Raw genomic sequence first — 15,274 nt, 5'->3', positions numbered from 1 at the left:
AGGGAAAAAAGATGAAAGCATTACGATTATGTCTCGTTTTCACTGTCATTTGTGGCCTGATTTATCCACTTGCCGCAACCGGCGTCGCACAAGTTATTTTTCCAAGCCAAGCGAACGGATCTTTGATTAAAAAAGATGACCAGATTGTTGGCTCCAAATGGATTGGTCAAAATTTTACATCGGAAAAATTCTTCCACGGCCGCGTTTCATCTATTGAGAATGATGCCAGCGCAAGTGGTTCCAAGAATCTGGCACCATCGAATCCAGAACTGAAAAAACGCGTGGAAATGTCGATTGCGCGTCTTGAAAAAGAAAATCCAACGATGAATCACACTAATATTCCTGCTGATTTAGTCACGAATTCAGGCTCCGGACTTGATCCTGATATCTCGGTCGCCAGCGCGAAACTGCAAGTCAAACGCGTTGCAAAAGCAAATAAACTGAATCCTGACACGGTTCGAGAGCTCGTAACAAAAAACACGACAACGCGCTCCCTTGGCATTTTTGGTGAACCACGCGTCAATGTTTTAGAATTAAATTTAGCCTTGGAAAAACTACTCGATTAAGGAGGTCTAACTGCTATGTCCGAAGAAACCGAATTTTCCTTTCGTCGCAAAAGCCCAGAGGAGATTCTTGCCGAAATCGAGCGCTTAAAAAAAGGCAAACTGAAAATTTATATCGGCTCAGCTCCGGGCGTCGGGAAAACCTATCGGATGCTCTCTGAGGCTCAAGATTTGCTGAACGAAGGCATTGATGTCGTAATCGGCCTTGTCGAAACCCATAATCGCCCAGAAACCGCGGCCATGATTGGTAATCTCGAAACGATACCCTTAAAAGAGATTCCATACAAAGGCGCCGTTTTCCAAGATCTTGATGTCGCAGCGATTTTAGCACGCAACCCAGATGTCGTTGTAATTGACGAGCTAGCGCACACCAACATTCCAGGTTCGAAGCACAGCAAGCGATATCAGGATGTGCTAGAAATCCTCGATCACCGTATCAATGTTTTGTCTGCCGTCAATATTCAGCATTTGGAAAGCTTGCATGACGCCGTGCAAACCGTTACGGGGGTTAAAGTTCGTGAGCGCATTCCCGACCATCTTTTGGACGTAGCCAGTGAAGTCATCCTCATTGATGTTTCTGCTGAAACGCTTCAAAAACGACTTCGAGAAGGGAAAATCTACGCTAGTCATAAAATTAATCAATCGCTTGAAAATTTCTTCACGCAACGCAATCTGTCCGCCCTTCGCGAAATGGCGCTTCGAGAAGTAGCGGATGACGTCGATGACAAAACCGACAAAACAGAAGCCCAAATACGTGCCGCCGCCATGAATGAAAAAATACTCGTTTGCGTTAAAAATGACGAAAATGCCGAGAAATTAATCCGTCGCGGCTGGCGAATTGCCAATCGTTTGCGAGCAGAGCTATTTATTTTAACGGCGATTCCTGGAAGTTTGAGTGACCTTGACCCCTACACCAGAAAAAAATACGAAACCTGGAAAAAGCTCGCAAAAGATTTCAATGCCCAGTTTTTAATTGAAACGAACCATAATCGTAAAATTTTCAACGTTATCACGGATGTCGCTAAAAATCACCACATCACGCAAATCATTCTCGGTCAATCCGTAAAAACACGGTTGGAAGAACTCACGAAGGGTTCCGTTGTCAATGCCATTATGCGAGAAACGGACGGTATCGATATTCATATAGTCGCCGATTCTAGAAAAAATTAGCAAAAAGAAGCTGAGACAAGGCAAAAGCGCCCTCCCATTTCTTCGGGTAGGACGAAAAATTCCGCTTTATACAAATCGAGCGAAAGCGTTTGTATTCAGGGGATTTGGTGGAAGCCGGAGAGCTGCGCATACTGGTGTATGTGATGACTGAAAACAGGGAGGGAGTAGTTTCCCCGACCATGTGAGAAGTTATGCGAAACGCAGTGTAGAAGAACCGGAAGTCCGCCAAATCCCCTGAATGCGAACGCTTGTCGCCGATTTATCTGGGTTATGTCCAGACTCCTTTTTGCTAGCTTATCCCGTTCAGTATACAACTTACAGTCCGCTCAATCTCAGCTTCATCATCCCACTCAGCGTTTGGCATAATCATAAACCGAGTCACCAAAAACCCAACAATATTCGTAATCAGCGCCCGCATAATCGTACTATTTGGCATCTCATTAATTTCCCCGCGCTCTTTATAAAAGCCAATAATCCGATCAAACTGACCCTTCACATGCACCATAAATACCTTCGAAAACTGCTCTCGCATCTCCTCGTGATACAGTAATTCCTGCAAATAAATCTTAATCACCTGACTATTCTCGCGCGCAAACTCAAACCGATTCCTCACAAGCGCTATTAAAAAAGTCCGGAAATCAGGATATTCCTGCTCAAAAACCTCCGCTACAAAAGCCTGCGCTAAAAATGGGGCCACACTATCAATCATAATCGGCACTGTGATTGACGTCAGCAAATCCTTTTTCGTCTTATAATGCCTAAAAATCGTCCCTTCCGCAACACCAGCGCGCTTCGCAATTTCACTCGTTGACGTCGCTGCAAAGCCACGTTCCGCAAACAATTCAATCGCAGCCGCCACAATTTTTTTCTGCTTCTCACTCATTTTTTTATCCTGCTCTGCTACCTCTAACATTTGCGTCAGAATGTCTTTACTTTCAGTCATTGTCGCCATTCCTTCCTATATTTTACGATATTTTTTCAGTGCAAAAATATTTAAAATCATGAATACAAGCGCAAATCCGACTAAAATATAAAAATCCGTCGCAAAACCGCTGAATCCCTCTCCTTTTACCATAATCGATGTCAAAGCATCTGCACCATAGTAAAGCGGCATAATGTGAGCAATCCATTGTAGCCAATCCGCCATACCTTCCAGCGGGAAAATTCCACAAAACAGTACTTGTGGTACAATCACAATTGGAATGAATTGCACAATTTGGAACTCATTATTCGCAAATGTCGAAAGTAAAATACCGAGCGTCAAAGCAACCATCGCCAGCATCAGCGTGATCAGTAAGACATACCAAATCGATCCCATCTGCACCATATCCAGCACATGAATCGAGTATAGCGCCACGATAATCGACTGCGCTAATGCAAAAATACCAAATCCGAGCAAATATCCCGTTTCTAGTTCCCATCGCTTAATCGGTGTCGCCATCAACCGTTCTAAAGTCCCCGTTGTCCGCTCTCGCAAGAACGAAATTCCCGCGATCAAAAAGACAAAGAAGAAAACAAAGAATCCAATGAAAATCGGTCCAATTGTATCAAAAAATGTCGTATCTGCATCCCCGTATATATACGCCGTATCGATCGATAATTGCTGTTGTTCAGGAAGCTTCAAATTCACCTCCGGAATATTCAATTGCTGCCCCGTTTGTGCCGTATACTGTTTGGCAATCACGGCTAGCGACTGCTGTATCTTCGCGCTCGCCTCCTGCATCGAAACGCCCAACTGCTTCATCGCATCCTTTTGCTCTGCCATCAAAGCTGCCTGTAATTTCATCTGAATCTGCTTACTCACACCAGGATCACTATTCTCAAAAGTCAGTTTTACATCCGCGCCATCCTGCACAACAAACGCATCCAATCCGTCCGATTTTATCGTACCTTTCACATCATCCACAGAACCGTACTGCTTCACCGACATATCCGTATCCTTCAGTTCCGTCACCATCGACGACGATACACCTTCCACGCCAACTTTCGGCTTCACCGTATCCCCATCAAACAAATAATTAATCAACGTAATCAAAATAAGTGGCGCAATAAACATCAAAGCTAGCGTCCTTTTATCCCGTCTAAACTGATTCGCAATCCGCTTCACAATCGCCATCACACGCATCATGATTTCGCACCTCCAAATTGTAAAAAGGCATCTTCCAATTTCCCGGTCGACGTCTGCGCTTCCAATTCAGCCGGCGTCCCAACCGCGATTATTTTTCCATCACGAACCATCGCTAACCGGTCGCATTTTTCTGCCTCATCCATCACATGCGTCGTCACAAGAATACACTTGCCTTCCCCCTTCAACATGTCCAGTTCCTCCCAGATTGACTTCCGCAATTCCGGATCAATCCCAACTGTCGGCTCATCCAAAATCAGCACATCAGGATCCTGCAACATCGAAATCGCCAGCGACAACCTCCGCTTCATGCCTCCCGAAAAATCACTCACCTGCTTATTCAGTTCCCCTTCCAAGTTCACAAGCTTCGCCGCGTAAGCAATTCGTTCCTTCCGCTTTGCCCCCTTCAATGAATACAACGCCGCAAAAAATTCCATGTTCTCCTTCGCCGTCAAATCGATATATAACGCATCCGACTGCGCCATGTAGCCAATATTCGCAATCACGCTAAGATTTGGCATCCGCTTATCCAGCACCGTCACATCACCAGAATCACCTTTTTCCATTCCAACAATGACTTTCACAAGCGTCGTTTTTCCAGCCCCAGAAGGACCAATCAATCCAAAAATTTCACCCTTCGCCACTTCCAGTCCAACTTCCGTTAAAATCTGTTTCTTCCCGAATGACACATCGAGATCTGTCACCTGAATCGCTATTTCTCCCATTTCTAAAACCTCCTCTAGGTTAAATAAATATAAATGAGTGATTACTCACTTTTATTTTAACCTAAAAAAAATAAAAGTAAAGTAAAAGCTGTAAATAGGGGGAGAAAAACCTCCAAATTCATTAAAATAAAAAGTTTACAATAAAGACTTAATTTAGTCAGGGAGCCGTGCTATAATGAAGAAGTCGTCAACCTTCAATTGCCATTTTCACGGAAGGGAGGTGTGTTCCATTGATTCTGATTTTTTCCAGCATTGTTGCTCCGATTCTTGTAGGTATAACGCTCGTCACTTATAAGTATTGGTTAGAACATCGCAGCAACAAGAGTAACCGACGATCAAAGTTCTAATCGCGCAAAAAAAAGGCCCCGACGTCTCTGACCAGATTCGGGGCCTTTCTGTGTGTCCATTGATTCTTTTTCCTACAAACATCTTAACACATTTTTTTTCCTTTTTCAACTCTTTCTCTACTTTCTTAAATACACATCCGATATCAAATGATCTGCGCCTTTTTTCAAAATAAGCTGGGCGCGATATTTCGTCCGTTCGATGTTTTCCTTCAAGTTCACGCCATTAATTTTATCCCATGTATCTAGAGCAAACTCGCGCGCTTTTGCTTCACTTATTTTCGTGTAGCGGTGGAAATAGGAACTCGTGTCTTGAAAAGCGGTCTCGCGTAGCATGAAGAACCGTTCCAAATACCAACGCTTAATCTCGCTTTCTTCTGCGTCCATATAAATTGTGAAATCAAAGAAATCACTTGGAAAAACGGCTTGTTCAGGGTCCACCTGCAACACATTAATTCCCTCTACAATGATGATATCTGGCTGACTGATAACACGCGTCTCGTCCAATATATCATACGTAAAATGCGAATAAAGTGGCACTTCTACATTCTCTTTATTACTCTTTAAATCGCTCAAAAAAGCAACAAACCGACTCCGGTCATAGCTCTCTGGAAAACCCTTGCGCTCCATCAAACCTTTTTCCTCAAGCACTGCATTCGGATATAAAAAACCATCCGTCGTGATCAGCTCTACCTTACGCGTTTTGGAAAACCAGCGATCCAGCATAATTTTGAGCACCCGCGCCGTCGTACTTTTGCCAACAGCCACACTGCCTGCAATACCGATCACGAACGGTGTGTGCGTCGCGTGCCGCTTCAAGTATTCCATTTTTTCACCGTGAATGAAGATTTGTTCGTGATAATGAATCGCAAGTAATTTCACGAGTGGTAAATATATTTCAGCGATATCTTCGAGTGAGATACGGTCATTTAAACCACGTATATCTTCTAACTCTTCCGCCGATAACATCTGGTCTTTACTTACTTCCAGCTTACGCCAATCCTCGCGCGGAAAATGAAAGTAGGGGGAATAATGATTCATAGTCATTCCATCCTTCTCTAGTTTGTTTTCGTTTTCACAGGTTTAAGCATAACGTATCTGACCCGATTCCGCAACCTAATATTTGCGATACACATACACATCTTTCGGCTTCGGAATTTCATCATATTTCGTCACCTTAACAGCCGGAATATCCATTTTAAAAGGTGCATAATATTCCTGCTCAATCACGCCACTCACTTTCACCCACGTATCATTGCTAAGGTCTGCCTCCTCGTCTGGCATGTGCACAAGCATCCCATAAACACCAGAATCCGCAACACAATGAATAATACCAAAACGGAACACAAATAGATTCGCGCCCTTCGTCACTGGATCGTTATAAACAAAGCCGGTAAATTCAATCCGCTTCCCTTCAAATTCACCAGGATAACTATAAATAATCTCCATCGTCATCAAATAATTCTCATCTGTCACTTTGATTGGATCATCATCAATAATCTGGTCCTTCTCTTGCTCGATCATTTTTTCATAATCCGATTTACCAAAATAACCACTTGTATCCGGCTTCAGAAACTGATTCATCGCATATGGGTCATCACCCGCCGCATTATTTTTCGGAAAATGAAACCCTTTCGCATCCACAATCGTCGAGTTCAGCGTCGCAATCGGAAACATAAATCCAGCAATAAGCGGATAAATAAGCAACCCATACACCAAAATCTTTTTCCAAAACCTATTCTCTCCATCGTGCGTATGCCCCATATGCGCGTGATCCTGGTCCAAATCCTCATCACGGAAAATCATGATAAGCTGCACTAAACCTAAGAAAAACGCAGCAATCATCGCAGCTAGCGACAAATAGGAATACTTCATATTGATATACTTACTAATATCGCCCGTCACGTGCAGTTGCATCAAGTAGAAGGCGAATCCAAATAAAATAATAACACGAAACATCAAAACGCCCTCCTTCTATAAGAATAATGCATACACAAACACCGTAACCGTCACGCCAATCACGACAAACGCCACAAACTTCGCTTTAAAAGTCGCCAGCATCATCATCAAATTTTTAATATCGAGCATCGGTCCAAAAACGAGGAATGCGACAATCGATTGCGTCGAAAAAACACTGCGGAATGAAGCGCCAATAAAAGCATCCGCCTCCGAGCAAAGCGACAAAACAAACGCCAAAACCATCATTAACAGAATCGATAAAACAGGCCCATGCCCAATCGAAACGAGCGTCGACGTCTTAATATATGTCTGCATAGCCGCCGCCAATAACGCACCAAACACGAGAAATTTCCCCACCGAGAAAAATTCATCCACCGCATGTTGCAACGTATGCCAAACCTTATCTTTCATCGACATCTTGGCATCATCATGACTGTGCTCGTGGTGGTGGTCATGTTCCGTCTCCGTATGCATCGTATGCACCGATCCCGAAGCAACCGCCCCGTCCATTCCCACAATCGCCATCACAGCAGGCGCCTCCGCTTTTTCCTTGCGCTCTTCTGCCGTTTCATACAACAGGAACTTCTCCTTCAAACCCTCACCTTTATAAAAATAAGCAATCGCGTTCCCTACAACCATCGCGACGACTAAACTCCCTAAAACACGTAGTAGCGGCACTTCCCACGTACTCCCAAACGCAACGTACGTCGAAAATAGCACTACTGGATTAATAATCGGCGCCGTCAACATAAAGGCGATTCCCGCATGAAGTGGCACCCCTTTTGCAACCAAATTTCGGACAATCGGTACAATCCCGCACTCACACGACGGAAAAAGCACACCAATAACCGAACCTACAATCACCGCTAAAAATCGATTTTTTGGTATAATCTTAGCAATAAATGCCTCAGAAATAAACATTTGAATGAAGCCCGCAATAAAAACACCAATTAATACAAACGGCAAAGCCTCAATCATAATCGAGATAAAAATCGTATTCATCTGTAAAAAAGAATCTGGTAAATTTTGAAACATATGTTCACTTCCTTGCCTCTTTCAGTTTTGCTAAGCTAACCTCTTGATTTTATGCTTCTTGGGGAAAGAAATCAAGTTGTATCTGGAAAAAATATTCGAAACAACACAATGAGTACAGCCCATGTATGGAATATTTCCAGAAAATCACGGTAGCAAAAAAGCGATGCGCATAAATCTAATGTTAGATTTACACACATCGCTTTTCGTATAGTATCAAACAAATTTCGAATACGGTTGCGCATGGAACATCCAGAGCAAGCCATACTTGTCTTTAATAATCCCCATTTTGCCACCCCAAAATTGTTCTTTTAGAGGATCGATAATTTCTGCGCCACTCTCGGTTACTTTCTTATATAGCGTCTCCAGAGCCGCAACATCCTCTGCATCTTCTGAATTGAAATCAAACATCAGCGTGACACTAGAGGAGAATGGCTCACCTTTCCCAAAACGGTCACTACAGAAAATCGTGTTCCCTAATACAACAAAACCACCATGCATCGTTGTGTCTTCTAAGTTATCCGTCGATATTCCCCATGCTTTCGCCATGTTCTCGTCCACTGGTTTACGATCAAGCAAGGTCGCACCAAACACCTCTTGGTAATATTCCATCGATTCTTTCGCATTATCAAAACTTAAATAAGAATATAATTTTGCCATCTTGTTTTCCACCTTTCAAATGAAGTTACATCTGGATTATAAAGGATGGTTCGAGTAAATACAATGCATAACCTACAAGTTGGGCGATTTCACAAAAGTGGTCTACTTACGATACATTTTGAATTCCAAGAACAATTCATTGTAATGCGCCAACATTTTCTTCCCTAGATTATCGTATACCTCTAAATTTTTCAATTGGTCTAGGTCTGGATAGAAACGCTCATCACTCGAAATTTCTTTCGGCAAAAGTTTCACAGCCGCTTCATTTGGCGTCGCATACCCGACATATTCCGCATTTTGCGCGGCATTTTCAGGTTTTAGCATGAAATTGATGAATTTATGGGCTCCATCGACGTTTTTCGCCGTTTTCGGAATGACCATATTATCAAACCATAAATTCGAGCCCTCTTTTGGAATCACATACTCCAAATCCTCATTTTGGTCCAACATCTCGGCAGCTTCGCCAGAAAACGTTACTGCGACTCCAGCCTCGTCACCAGCCATTAATATCTTAATTTCATCCCCAACAATCGCTTTCACGTTCGGCGTCATTTCTTTCAGTTTCATCAAGGCTTCCTGCAACTGCGCCTCATCCGTACTGTTTAGCGAGTAACCAAGGCTATTGAGCCCAAGCCCCATCACCTCACGCGCACCATCAATGAGCAGAATCTGATTTTTCAATTCCGGTCGCCACAAATCATTCCAACTCGTGAATGGGATATCCTGAATCATTTTCTTATTATAAATAATGCCCAGCGTTCCCCAGAAATAAGGCATCGAATACGTGTTATTCGGGTCAAACGACAAATCCATAAAACGCGGATTCAAATACTTCATATTCGGCAATTTTGCCTTATCAAGCGGAATCAACAAGTTCTCCTCACGCATCTTACTAATCGCATAATCGCTCGGAACTGCAATATCAAACGTTGTCCCGCCCTGCTCAATCTTCGTCATCATCGCTTCATTCGAATCAAACGTCTGATAAATCACCTTAATTCCCGATTCCTTTTCAAATTTCTTCAGTAAATCAGGATCAACATAATCACCCCAGTTGTAAATCGTCAACGTGTTCCCGCCCGAATAGCCTTCTGACTTGTTCAGCGAGTAGGTTAACACCATCATCAGAAGCGCCGCAACAACCACTAGGCCAAAAACACGAACTAATTGCTTCATTTTTTCGGCACCTCCATCGCTTGTGCAGCCTTCGCATTGCGCTGATTAATAAAGTAGTATCCGATAACGAGCACAATGGTAAATAGGAATAGCAACGTCGACAATGCGTTAATAGACAACGAAATCCCTTGGCGCGCCCGTGAATAAATTTCCACAGAAAGCGTCGAAAAACCATTTCCAGTTACGAAGAAAGTCACTGCAAAATCATCCAGTGAATACGTCAAAGCCATAAAGAATCCAGCAAAAACGCCTGGCGAAATATACGGCAAAATTACCTTACTTAGCACATTCCACTGGCTCGCACCTAAGTCCCGCGCCGCATCGATCAGCGTCGGACTCATCTCTTGCAATTTTGGCAGAACCATCAGGACAACAATCGGAATACTAAACGCGATGTGTGACACCAGCACCGAAATAAAGCCCAGTTTTACGCCTAAAATTGTGAAGAAAATCAGGAAAGAGGCACCGATTACAACATCCGGGCTCACAATCAACACATTGTTCAAACTAAGCAATGAATTTTTAGCAAACGGGCGAGGCATGTACCGAATCGCCAGCGCTCCGAGAACACCTAGAATCGTTGCTACAACTGACGAAAGTAGCGCAATCACAAAGGTATTCAATACAATGATTAACAGTCGCGTATCCTGAAACACCTCTTTATAATAATCCCACGTAAAACCACTAAAATGATTCATCGTCCCGCCCGCATTGAACGAGTAGAACATCAAATAGAAGATTGGCGCATACAAAACAAAGAATACGACAGCTAAATAAATTTTTCCCAACGTGTTACGCTTCTTCATTTCACCGCCCCTTTCTTCCGTTTCGCACCACTTACAAACATAATAATAAACATCGCAATAATCAGGAACACGCCAATTGTCGAGCCCATTCCCCAATCTTGCGTCACTAAGAAATGCTCCTCAATCGCAGTACCAAGCGTAATCACCCGGTTTCCCGCAATTAAACGCGTAATCATAAAGAGTGACAATGCTGGAATGAAAACCGCTTGACATCCCGCTTTGACCCCATCCAGCGTAATTGGAAAAACAACCCGCCAAAAAGTAGTCCAACGCGTAGCACCCAAATCCTGCGCTGCGTGCGTTAACGAAGGGTTCATCTCCTCCAGCGCATTATAAATCGGCAAAATCATAAACGGAATAAAAATATACGTCGACACAAACAAGAAACTAAAATCCGTAAATAAAATCTGCTTCGTACCAATCCCGATAAACTCCAAAAACTTATTCGCCGTCCCGTACGTCCCAAAAATCCCCATAAACGCATAGGCTTTTAGCAACAAATTAATCCAAGTCGGCAAAATAATCAACAACAACCAAAGCTGTTTATGCTTCAATTTTGTCAAAACAAGCGCCGTCGGATACGAGATCAACAATGTAAATAACATAATCAAAAACGCATACCAGAACGAACTCACCGTCATTTTCAAATAAACCGGCGTAAAGAAATTCACGTAATTCGAAAACGTAAAATTGCCATCGATATCAAAAAACGAATAGTAGGCAATCAACACGATCGGCGCAATAACAAACAGCAAAATCCAAAAGGCATAAGGAATCAAATAAAAAGTCCGCGCTCGTCTCGTCATCGCACTACGCCTCTTCGTAACTTTCTAGACGGGCATCGAACTCTTCTTCGGTTTCTCCAAGACGCATAATATGAATTGCTTCCGGATCAAAAGCCAGTCCTAATTTTTCACCAATTCGTGCTTTTTTGGTAGAATGCACCAGCCACTCATTGCCATCCTCATCGATACAACCAATCTCATAATGAACCCCGCGGAACAAGACCCAGTCTACCGTCACGCGCAAATTCCCCTTATCCTCCGTTGTAATCTCTAGATCCTCAGGACGAATAATCACCTCAATAACCTCATTCGGATTGAAGCCTTGGTCGACACATTCAAACCGGCGTTCCACAAACTCCACCTCGAAATCCTGAATCATCCGGCCAGAAACGATATTCGACTCCCCAATAAAGTCTGCTACAAAGCGATTAATTGGCTCATCATAAATATCCATCGGCGTCCCACTTTGCTGAATCTCGCCCTTATTCAACACAAAAATTTCATCGCTCATCGCCAGCGCCTCTTCTTGATCATGCGTTACAAATATAAACGTAATCCCAAGCCGGCGTTGTAAATCCCGCAACTCATATTGCATTTCCGTCCGCAGCTTCAAATCAAGGGCCGATAATGGCTCATCCAGCAAAATAACTTCCGGCTCGTTCACAATCGCACGCGCAATCGCCACACGTTGACGCTGACCGCCAGACATTTCCGTGATTTCCCGTTGCTCATATCCTGCCAAATTCACAAATCGCAACGCCTCCGTCACTTTTTGCTGAATCACATCTTTCTTCAATTTCTTAATACGCAGACCAAAAGCCACGTTTTCAAACACATTCAAATGCGGAAATAAGGCATAATCCTGAAAAACCGTATTGACAGGCCGCTTATTCGCCGGAATATCATTAATCACTTTATCATTCAGAAAAATCTTGCCATCACTTGCCTCCAAAAAACCAGCAATCAGGCGTAAAATCGTAGTTTTGCCACAACCCGATGGTCCAAGTAGCGTGTAGAATTTCCCTTTTTCAATCTCAAAACTTACATTATCAAGCACTGGTGGATCATTATCAAACTGCTTTGTCACATTTTCAAAGCGAATAATTGTTTCTGCCATTTGCGTATTCCTCCTTACAAATAAGAATCCGTCGCCACCAAAATTAGCGTTGCCGGTACATCTTCCTCATTACAAATTTGGTGTTCATCCGAAGCATGGAAATAAATCGCCTCGCCTTTTTCAGCTGTATATCGTTTCTTTCCTAGTTTGATCGTTACTTTCCCTTCTAATACGTAAGCAAACGTCTCCGATAACGACGGTTCGAACTGCTTAAAAGTCCCATTTCCCGAAAGCGTTAAATACACCGGCTCGATTTCCTTCTCATTCGATTCAGGGACCAACCACTTTACTTGATACCCTTTTTCCTCATCTTCAAAAAAAGTGTGCTCATTCGCGCCATACACAACCTTCTGCTCCTGCTCTTCCTCATCAAAAAATTCTTTCGGCGTACAACCAAGCACCTCTAAAATATCAAATAACGTTTCAATAGAAGGCGAGCTTAAATCGCGCTCCAACTGCGAAATATAGCCCTTCGTCAGATCCGTGCGCTCCCCTAGCTCTTCCTGCGTCAAATTCTTGCTAAGTCGTAAATTCTTAATCCGCTTGCCAATATCCATAGTCGCAACCTTCCCATTAGTTTAGTAGAAGTAAACTCAGAGTCATTATTGTTTAGTAATAGTAAACTTTATGTTTACCACAATACTGCTTATTATACATCATCCAATCCCGAAATCGCAATACTTTTTTACAAAAAAACAAGCCTGCGGAAGTTCTCGACTCTCCCAACAGGCTTGCAAACTTATGCTAATTCTTCATTCCCAAAATAATACGTTTCATATAAATTCAAGTTCTGTCTCAGCTCACGCGCCAAATCCCGTGAAATTTTACCTTGCTCAAACAAGTTTTGGATAACATCACGTTCGATTTGAACGGCTTGTAGCTGCACATCTTTTTTCGCTTGTTCAAATGATTCTCTTGATTTTATACTGCCACGATCTTGTTTCATTTGTTCCAAAATCCGTTTGTTTTCAGTGATAATCGGCCAAACCACGGCTTGATTCGATTCATCTAACAAAGCCATCAACTTGTTATGAACGAAGCTTGTATTCTTCTCACGCAAGTCTCTGATTTCGTTTATCATTTCCTGATATTGTTCTGGATTTTGCTTCATTTCGTTCATTCGCTCTTTCGCCTTTTGCCATTGTTTCGGATGCAATACTTGACGAGTAAGTCGTTTAAACATCATCGCCATCATGCCAGAACGCGATTTACCTCTGCCTGATAGGGCTTTTTCCATCGCCTCTAGATAATTATTGTAACGGCTAACCGCCTGCTTACTTGCCTCACCTTGTTCCGATAGAAGAGCCGTATTTTCCTTTTCCCACTGCACGACTTGCAGACGCAGTGCATGCTGTTCTTTATCGATTTCACGTCGCTTGCCTAATTCAATATCTTCTTTTTGAATCGCACGCATACGCCCACGATAATCATCCATAACAACTTGTGTCGCCGCCTTGTTTTCTGATGTTATTTCTTTGTTTAATTGCTCCACCACATGCCGACAAACGCTTAGTTTCATCGACTTTTCAGCGCGCGGATTATCCGATGTGCTCTCATCTTTCCGAGCCAAAATCGGCAAAATCGCTGTAGCAATGATAAGTGAGCATAAAATAACCCCCGACGCGATACAAATAATCAGAGATCGCTGTGGAAACGGACTGCCGTCACCTAAGACAAATGGAATCGAAAGCGCAGAAGCAAGCGTTACCGCGCCACGTACGCCAGACAAAGAAGTCAGGACAGTAGCTCGTAAATTCATACTTCCTCCATCATCTTTTTTCGCCAAATGTGGAATGAGCCATCCCAGATGAATCCATAAAAAGCGTAGACCAATCAAGCCAAACGTAATAATGAGCACATAGAAAATCACTTGCCAGTTACTTACGCCAGAGTTTTGCCACACAACTTGGATAATATCTGGTAATTGCGTTCCTAAAATAATAAACACTAAACCATTTAACACAAAAATGATGACTGACCATGTGCCTTGCGATACGACGTTCAGCTTGACTGTCATCGGATCCATTTTCCGCTTCTCAAACGCATGCATAATTCCAGCCGCAACAACCGCCAAAATTCCAGATACGTGCAATTCCTCTGCCACTAAATAAATCACAAATGGCGTCAAAATCTGAATTAACATATGTAGCGTAACATCTTCCATACCTAGACTACGAATCCATTTCAAGAATTTGAATTTAATAAAAGTCAGCACGAGACCACAAATAATCCCGCCGACTGCAATAATCACAAAACTAGTGGAAGCATCCCAAATCGAAAATACGCCAGTTACCATCGCCGCAATCGCAAATTGGAAGGCAACCAAACCAGAAGCATCATTCATCAGTGCTTCCCCTTCTAAAAGATGCGTGATTTTTTTCGGCAAATCAATCCGTCCAGAAAGCGAGCCCACCGCCACAGCATCCGTTGGCGCAAGTGCCGCAGCAAGCGCAAAAGCTGCCGCGAGTGGAATCGTTGGAATCATCCAGTTCACAAAATACCCAATCACAAGAACCGTCACAAACACAAGCCCCAATGCCAGTGCTAAAATCGACGCTCGTAAATTCCATAACGCCTGCCGATCGGTTCTTTTCCCATCATTAAAAAGTAACGGCGCGATAAATAGCACCAAAAATAACTCTGGATTTAATTCTAATTCAAATGCAAGCGGTAAACAGGCAATCAGAACACCGAGTCCAATTTGTATCAACGGTATCGATACAAATGGTATAAACCGGTTCACAACATTCGAGATTAAAATCGCCGCTAACATAATTAATACGTAATAAAACATGTCCACCCTTTTTCAACC

The 15,274-nt window shown here is 43.0% G+C and carries 16 protein-coding genes; 3 read left to right on the top strand and 13 right to left on the bottom strand.

Annotation, left to right across the window (positions count from 1 at the left end; genetic code table 11):
* Positions 1–11 precede the first annotated feature (11 nt).
* Positions 12–566 carry a potassium-transporting ATPase subunit KdpC gene (gene kdpC, locus HPK16_RS00495; RefSeq protein WP_181675067.1) on the top strand — a complete coding sequence of 185 codons (555 nt, stop codon included), beginning with the start codon at positions 12–14 and terminating at the stop codon, positions 564–566.
* A gap of 15 nt (positions 567–581) precedes the next feature.
* Positions 582–1,733 carry a KdpD-like non-kinase potassium sensor gene (gene kdpDN, locus HPK16_RS00490; protein WP_181675066.1) on the top strand — a complete coding sequence of 384 codons (1,152 nt, stop codon included), beginning with the start codon at positions 582–584 and terminating at the stop codon, positions 1,731–1,733.
* A gap of 289 nt (positions 1,734–2,022) precedes the next feature.
* On the opposite strand, the gene HPK16_RS00485 is transcribed toward kdpDN, so the two are convergent.
* From HPK16_RS00485 to HPK16_RS00475, 3 genes are read right to left on the bottom strand one after another with little or no spacing between them, the layout of a single operon-like run.
* Positions 2,023–2,676 carry a TetR/AcrR family transcriptional regulator gene (locus tag HPK16_RS00485; protein ID WP_425487900.1) on the bottom strand — a complete coding sequence of 218 codons (654 nt, stop codon included), beginning with the start codon at positions 2,674–2,676 and terminating at the stop codon, positions 2,023–2,025.
* A gap of 15 nt (positions 2,677–2,691) precedes the next feature.
* Complete coding sequence (locus HPK16_RS00480) at positions 2,692–3,858, bottom strand: ABC transporter permease (protein WP_181675318.1); 1,167 nt, start codon at positions 3,856–3,858, stop codon at positions 2,692–2,694.
* Positions 3,858–4,583 (bottom strand): ABC transporter ATP-binding protein, encoded by a 726-nt coding sequence (locus HPK16_RS00475; RefSeq protein ID WP_181675065.1) that lies wholly within the window; start codon positions 4,581–4,583, stop codon positions 3,858–3,860. The genes HPK16_RS00480 and HPK16_RS00475 overlap by 1 nt, the downstream gene beginning before the upstream one ends.
* Before the next feature lie 230 nt (positions 4,584–4,813).
* Here HPK16_RS00475 and HPK16_RS16935 point away from each other — a divergent pair, with 230 nt between their 5' ends.
* Entirely contained in the window at positions 4,814–4,930 is a 117-nt protein-coding gene (locus HPK16_RS16935) for a type I toxin-antitoxin system Fst family toxin (protein WP_220132209.1), read from the top strand.
* Between the two features lie 117 nt (positions 4,931–5,047).
* Here the strand turns inward: HPK16_RS16935 and coaA are convergent, their stop codons facing one another.
* From coaA to HPK16_RS00420, 10 genes are all read right to left on the bottom strand, one after another.
* Positions 5,048–5,968 carry a type I pantothenate kinase gene (gene coaA / locus HPK16_RS00465; protein ID WP_181675316.1) on the bottom strand — a complete coding sequence of 307 codons (921 nt, stop codon included), beginning with the start codon at positions 5,966–5,968 and terminating at the stop codon, positions 5,048–5,050.
* Between the two features lie 75 nt (positions 5,969–6,043).
* Positions 6,044–6,886, bottom strand: coding sequence for a TIGR03943 family putative permease subunit (locus HPK16_RS00460; RefSeq protein WP_181675064.1), 843 nt, complete (start codon positions 6,884–6,886; stop codon positions 6,044–6,046).
* 15 nt (positions 6,887–6,901) lie between these two features.
* Positions 6,902–7,921: a permease gene (locus HPK16_RS00455; protein WP_181675063.1), complete on the bottom strand. Its 1,020-nt coding sequence runs from the start codon at positions 7,919–7,921 to the stop codon at positions 6,902–6,904.
* Between the two features lie 213 nt (positions 7,922–8,134).
* On the bottom strand, positions 8,135–8,578 hold the full coding sequence (locus tag HPK16_RS00450; protein WP_181675062.1) for a VOC family protein: 444 nt from the start codon (positions 8,576–8,578) through the stop codon (positions 8,135–8,137).
* Between the two features lie 102 nt (positions 8,579–8,680).
* Complete coding sequence (locus HPK16_RS00445) at positions 8,681–9,754, bottom strand: ABC transporter substrate-binding protein (protein WP_181675061.1); 1,074 nt, start codon at positions 9,752–9,754, stop codon at positions 8,681–8,683.
* Positions 9,751–10,560 carry an ABC transporter permease gene (locus tag HPK16_RS00440; RefSeq protein WP_181675060.1) on the bottom strand — a complete coding sequence of 270 codons (810 nt, stop codon included), beginning with the start codon at positions 10,558–10,560 and terminating at the stop codon, positions 9,751–9,753. Before HPK16_RS00440 ends, HPK16_RS00445 begins: the two co-directional genes overlap by 4 nt.
* Positions 10,557–11,366 carry an ABC transporter permease gene (locus HPK16_RS00435; RefSeq protein ID WP_181675059.1) on the bottom strand — a complete coding sequence of 270 codons (810 nt, stop codon included), beginning with the start codon at positions 11,364–11,366 and terminating at the stop codon, positions 10,557–10,559. Before HPK16_RS00435 ends, HPK16_RS00440 begins: the two co-directional genes overlap by 4 nt.
* Positions 11,367–11,370: 4 nt before the next feature.
* On the bottom strand, positions 11,371–12,462 hold the full coding sequence (locus HPK16_RS00430) for an ABC transporter ATP-binding protein (RefSeq protein WP_181675058.1): 1,092 nt from the start codon (positions 12,460–12,462) through the stop codon (positions 11,371–11,373).
* Between the two features lie 14 nt (positions 12,463–12,476).
* The gene (locus tag HPK16_RS00425) at positions 12,477–13,019 is read right to left on the bottom strand and encodes a helix-turn-helix domain-containing protein (RefSeq protein WP_181675057.1); all 543 of its coding nucleotides are present in this window, start codon (positions 13,017–13,019) and stop codon (positions 12,477–12,479) included.
* Positions 13,020–13,201: 182 nt separating this feature from the next.
* Positions 13,202–15,262, bottom strand: coding sequence for a Na+/H+ antiporter (locus tag HPK16_RS00420; protein ID WP_181675056.1), 2,061 nt, complete (start codon positions 15,260–15,262; stop codon positions 13,202–13,204).
* Positions 15,263–15,274 lie beyond the last annotated feature (12 nt).

The organism is Paenilisteria rustica (assembly GCF_013820765.1).
GTDB classification, from domain to species: domain Bacteria; phylum Bacillota; class Bacilli; order Lactobacillales; family Listeriaceae; genus Listeria_A; species Listeria_A rustica.
Note: the sequence above shows the minus strand (reverse complement) of the source record. Positions and strands in the feature narration are given on the sequence as shown.

Bases quoted from the DNA above. Each gene is read 5' to 3' on its own strand.
- HPK16_RS00460 (WP_181675064.1), bottom strand. From the start codon at position 6,886: ATGTTTCGTGTTATTATTTTATTTGGATTCGCCTTCTACTTGATGCAA.
- HPK16_RS00475 (WP_181675065.1), bottom strand. From the start codon at position 4,583: ATGGGAGAAATAGCGATTCAGGTGACAGATCTCGATGTGTCATTCGGG.
- HPK16_RS00435 (WP_181675059.1), bottom strand. From the start codon at position 11,366: ATGACGAGACGAGCGCGGACTTTTTATTTGATTCCTTATGCCTTTTGG.
- HPK16_RS00485 (WP_425487900.1), bottom strand. From the start codon at position 2,676: ATGACTGAAAGTAAAGACATTCTGACGCAAATGTTAGAGGTAGCAGAG.
- kdpDN (WP_181675066.1), top strand. From the start codon at position 582: ATGTCCGAAGAAACCGAATTTTCCTTTCGTCGCAAAAGCCCAGAGGAG.
- HPK16_RS00455 (WP_181675063.1), bottom strand. From the start codon at position 7,921: ATGTTTCAAAATTTACCAGATTCTTTTTTACAGATGAATACGATTTTT.
- HPK16_RS00440 (WP_181675060.1), bottom strand. From the start codon at position 10,560: ATGAAGAAGCGTAACACGTTGGGAAAAATTTATTTAGCTGTCGTATTC.
- HPK16_RS00425 (WP_181675057.1), bottom strand. From the start codon at position 13,019: ATGGATATTGGCAAGCGGATTAAGAATTTACGACTTAGCAAGAATTTG.
- HPK16_RS00430 (WP_181675058.1), bottom strand. From the start codon at position 12,462: ATGGCAGAAACAATTATTCGCTTTGAAAATGTGACAAAGCAGTTTGAT.
- HPK16_RS00480 (WP_181675318.1), bottom strand. From the start codon at position 3,858: ATGCGTGTGATGGCGATTGTGAAGCGGATTGCGAATCAGTTTAGACGG.
- kdpC (WP_181675067.1), top strand. From the start codon at position 12: ATGAAAGCATTACGATTATGTCTCGTTTTCACTGTCATTTGTGGCCTG.
- HPK16_RS00445 (WP_181675061.1), bottom strand. From the start codon at position 9,754: ATGAAGCAATTAGTTCGTGTTTTTGGCCTAGTGGTTGTTGCGGCGCTT.
- HPK16_RS00450 (WP_181675062.1), bottom strand. From the start codon at position 8,578: ATGGCAAAATTATATTCTTATTTAAGTTTTGATAATGCGAAAGAATCG.
- coaA (WP_181675316.1), bottom strand. From the start codon at position 5,968: ATGAATCATTATTCCCCCTACTTTCATTTTCCGCGCGAGGATTGGCGT.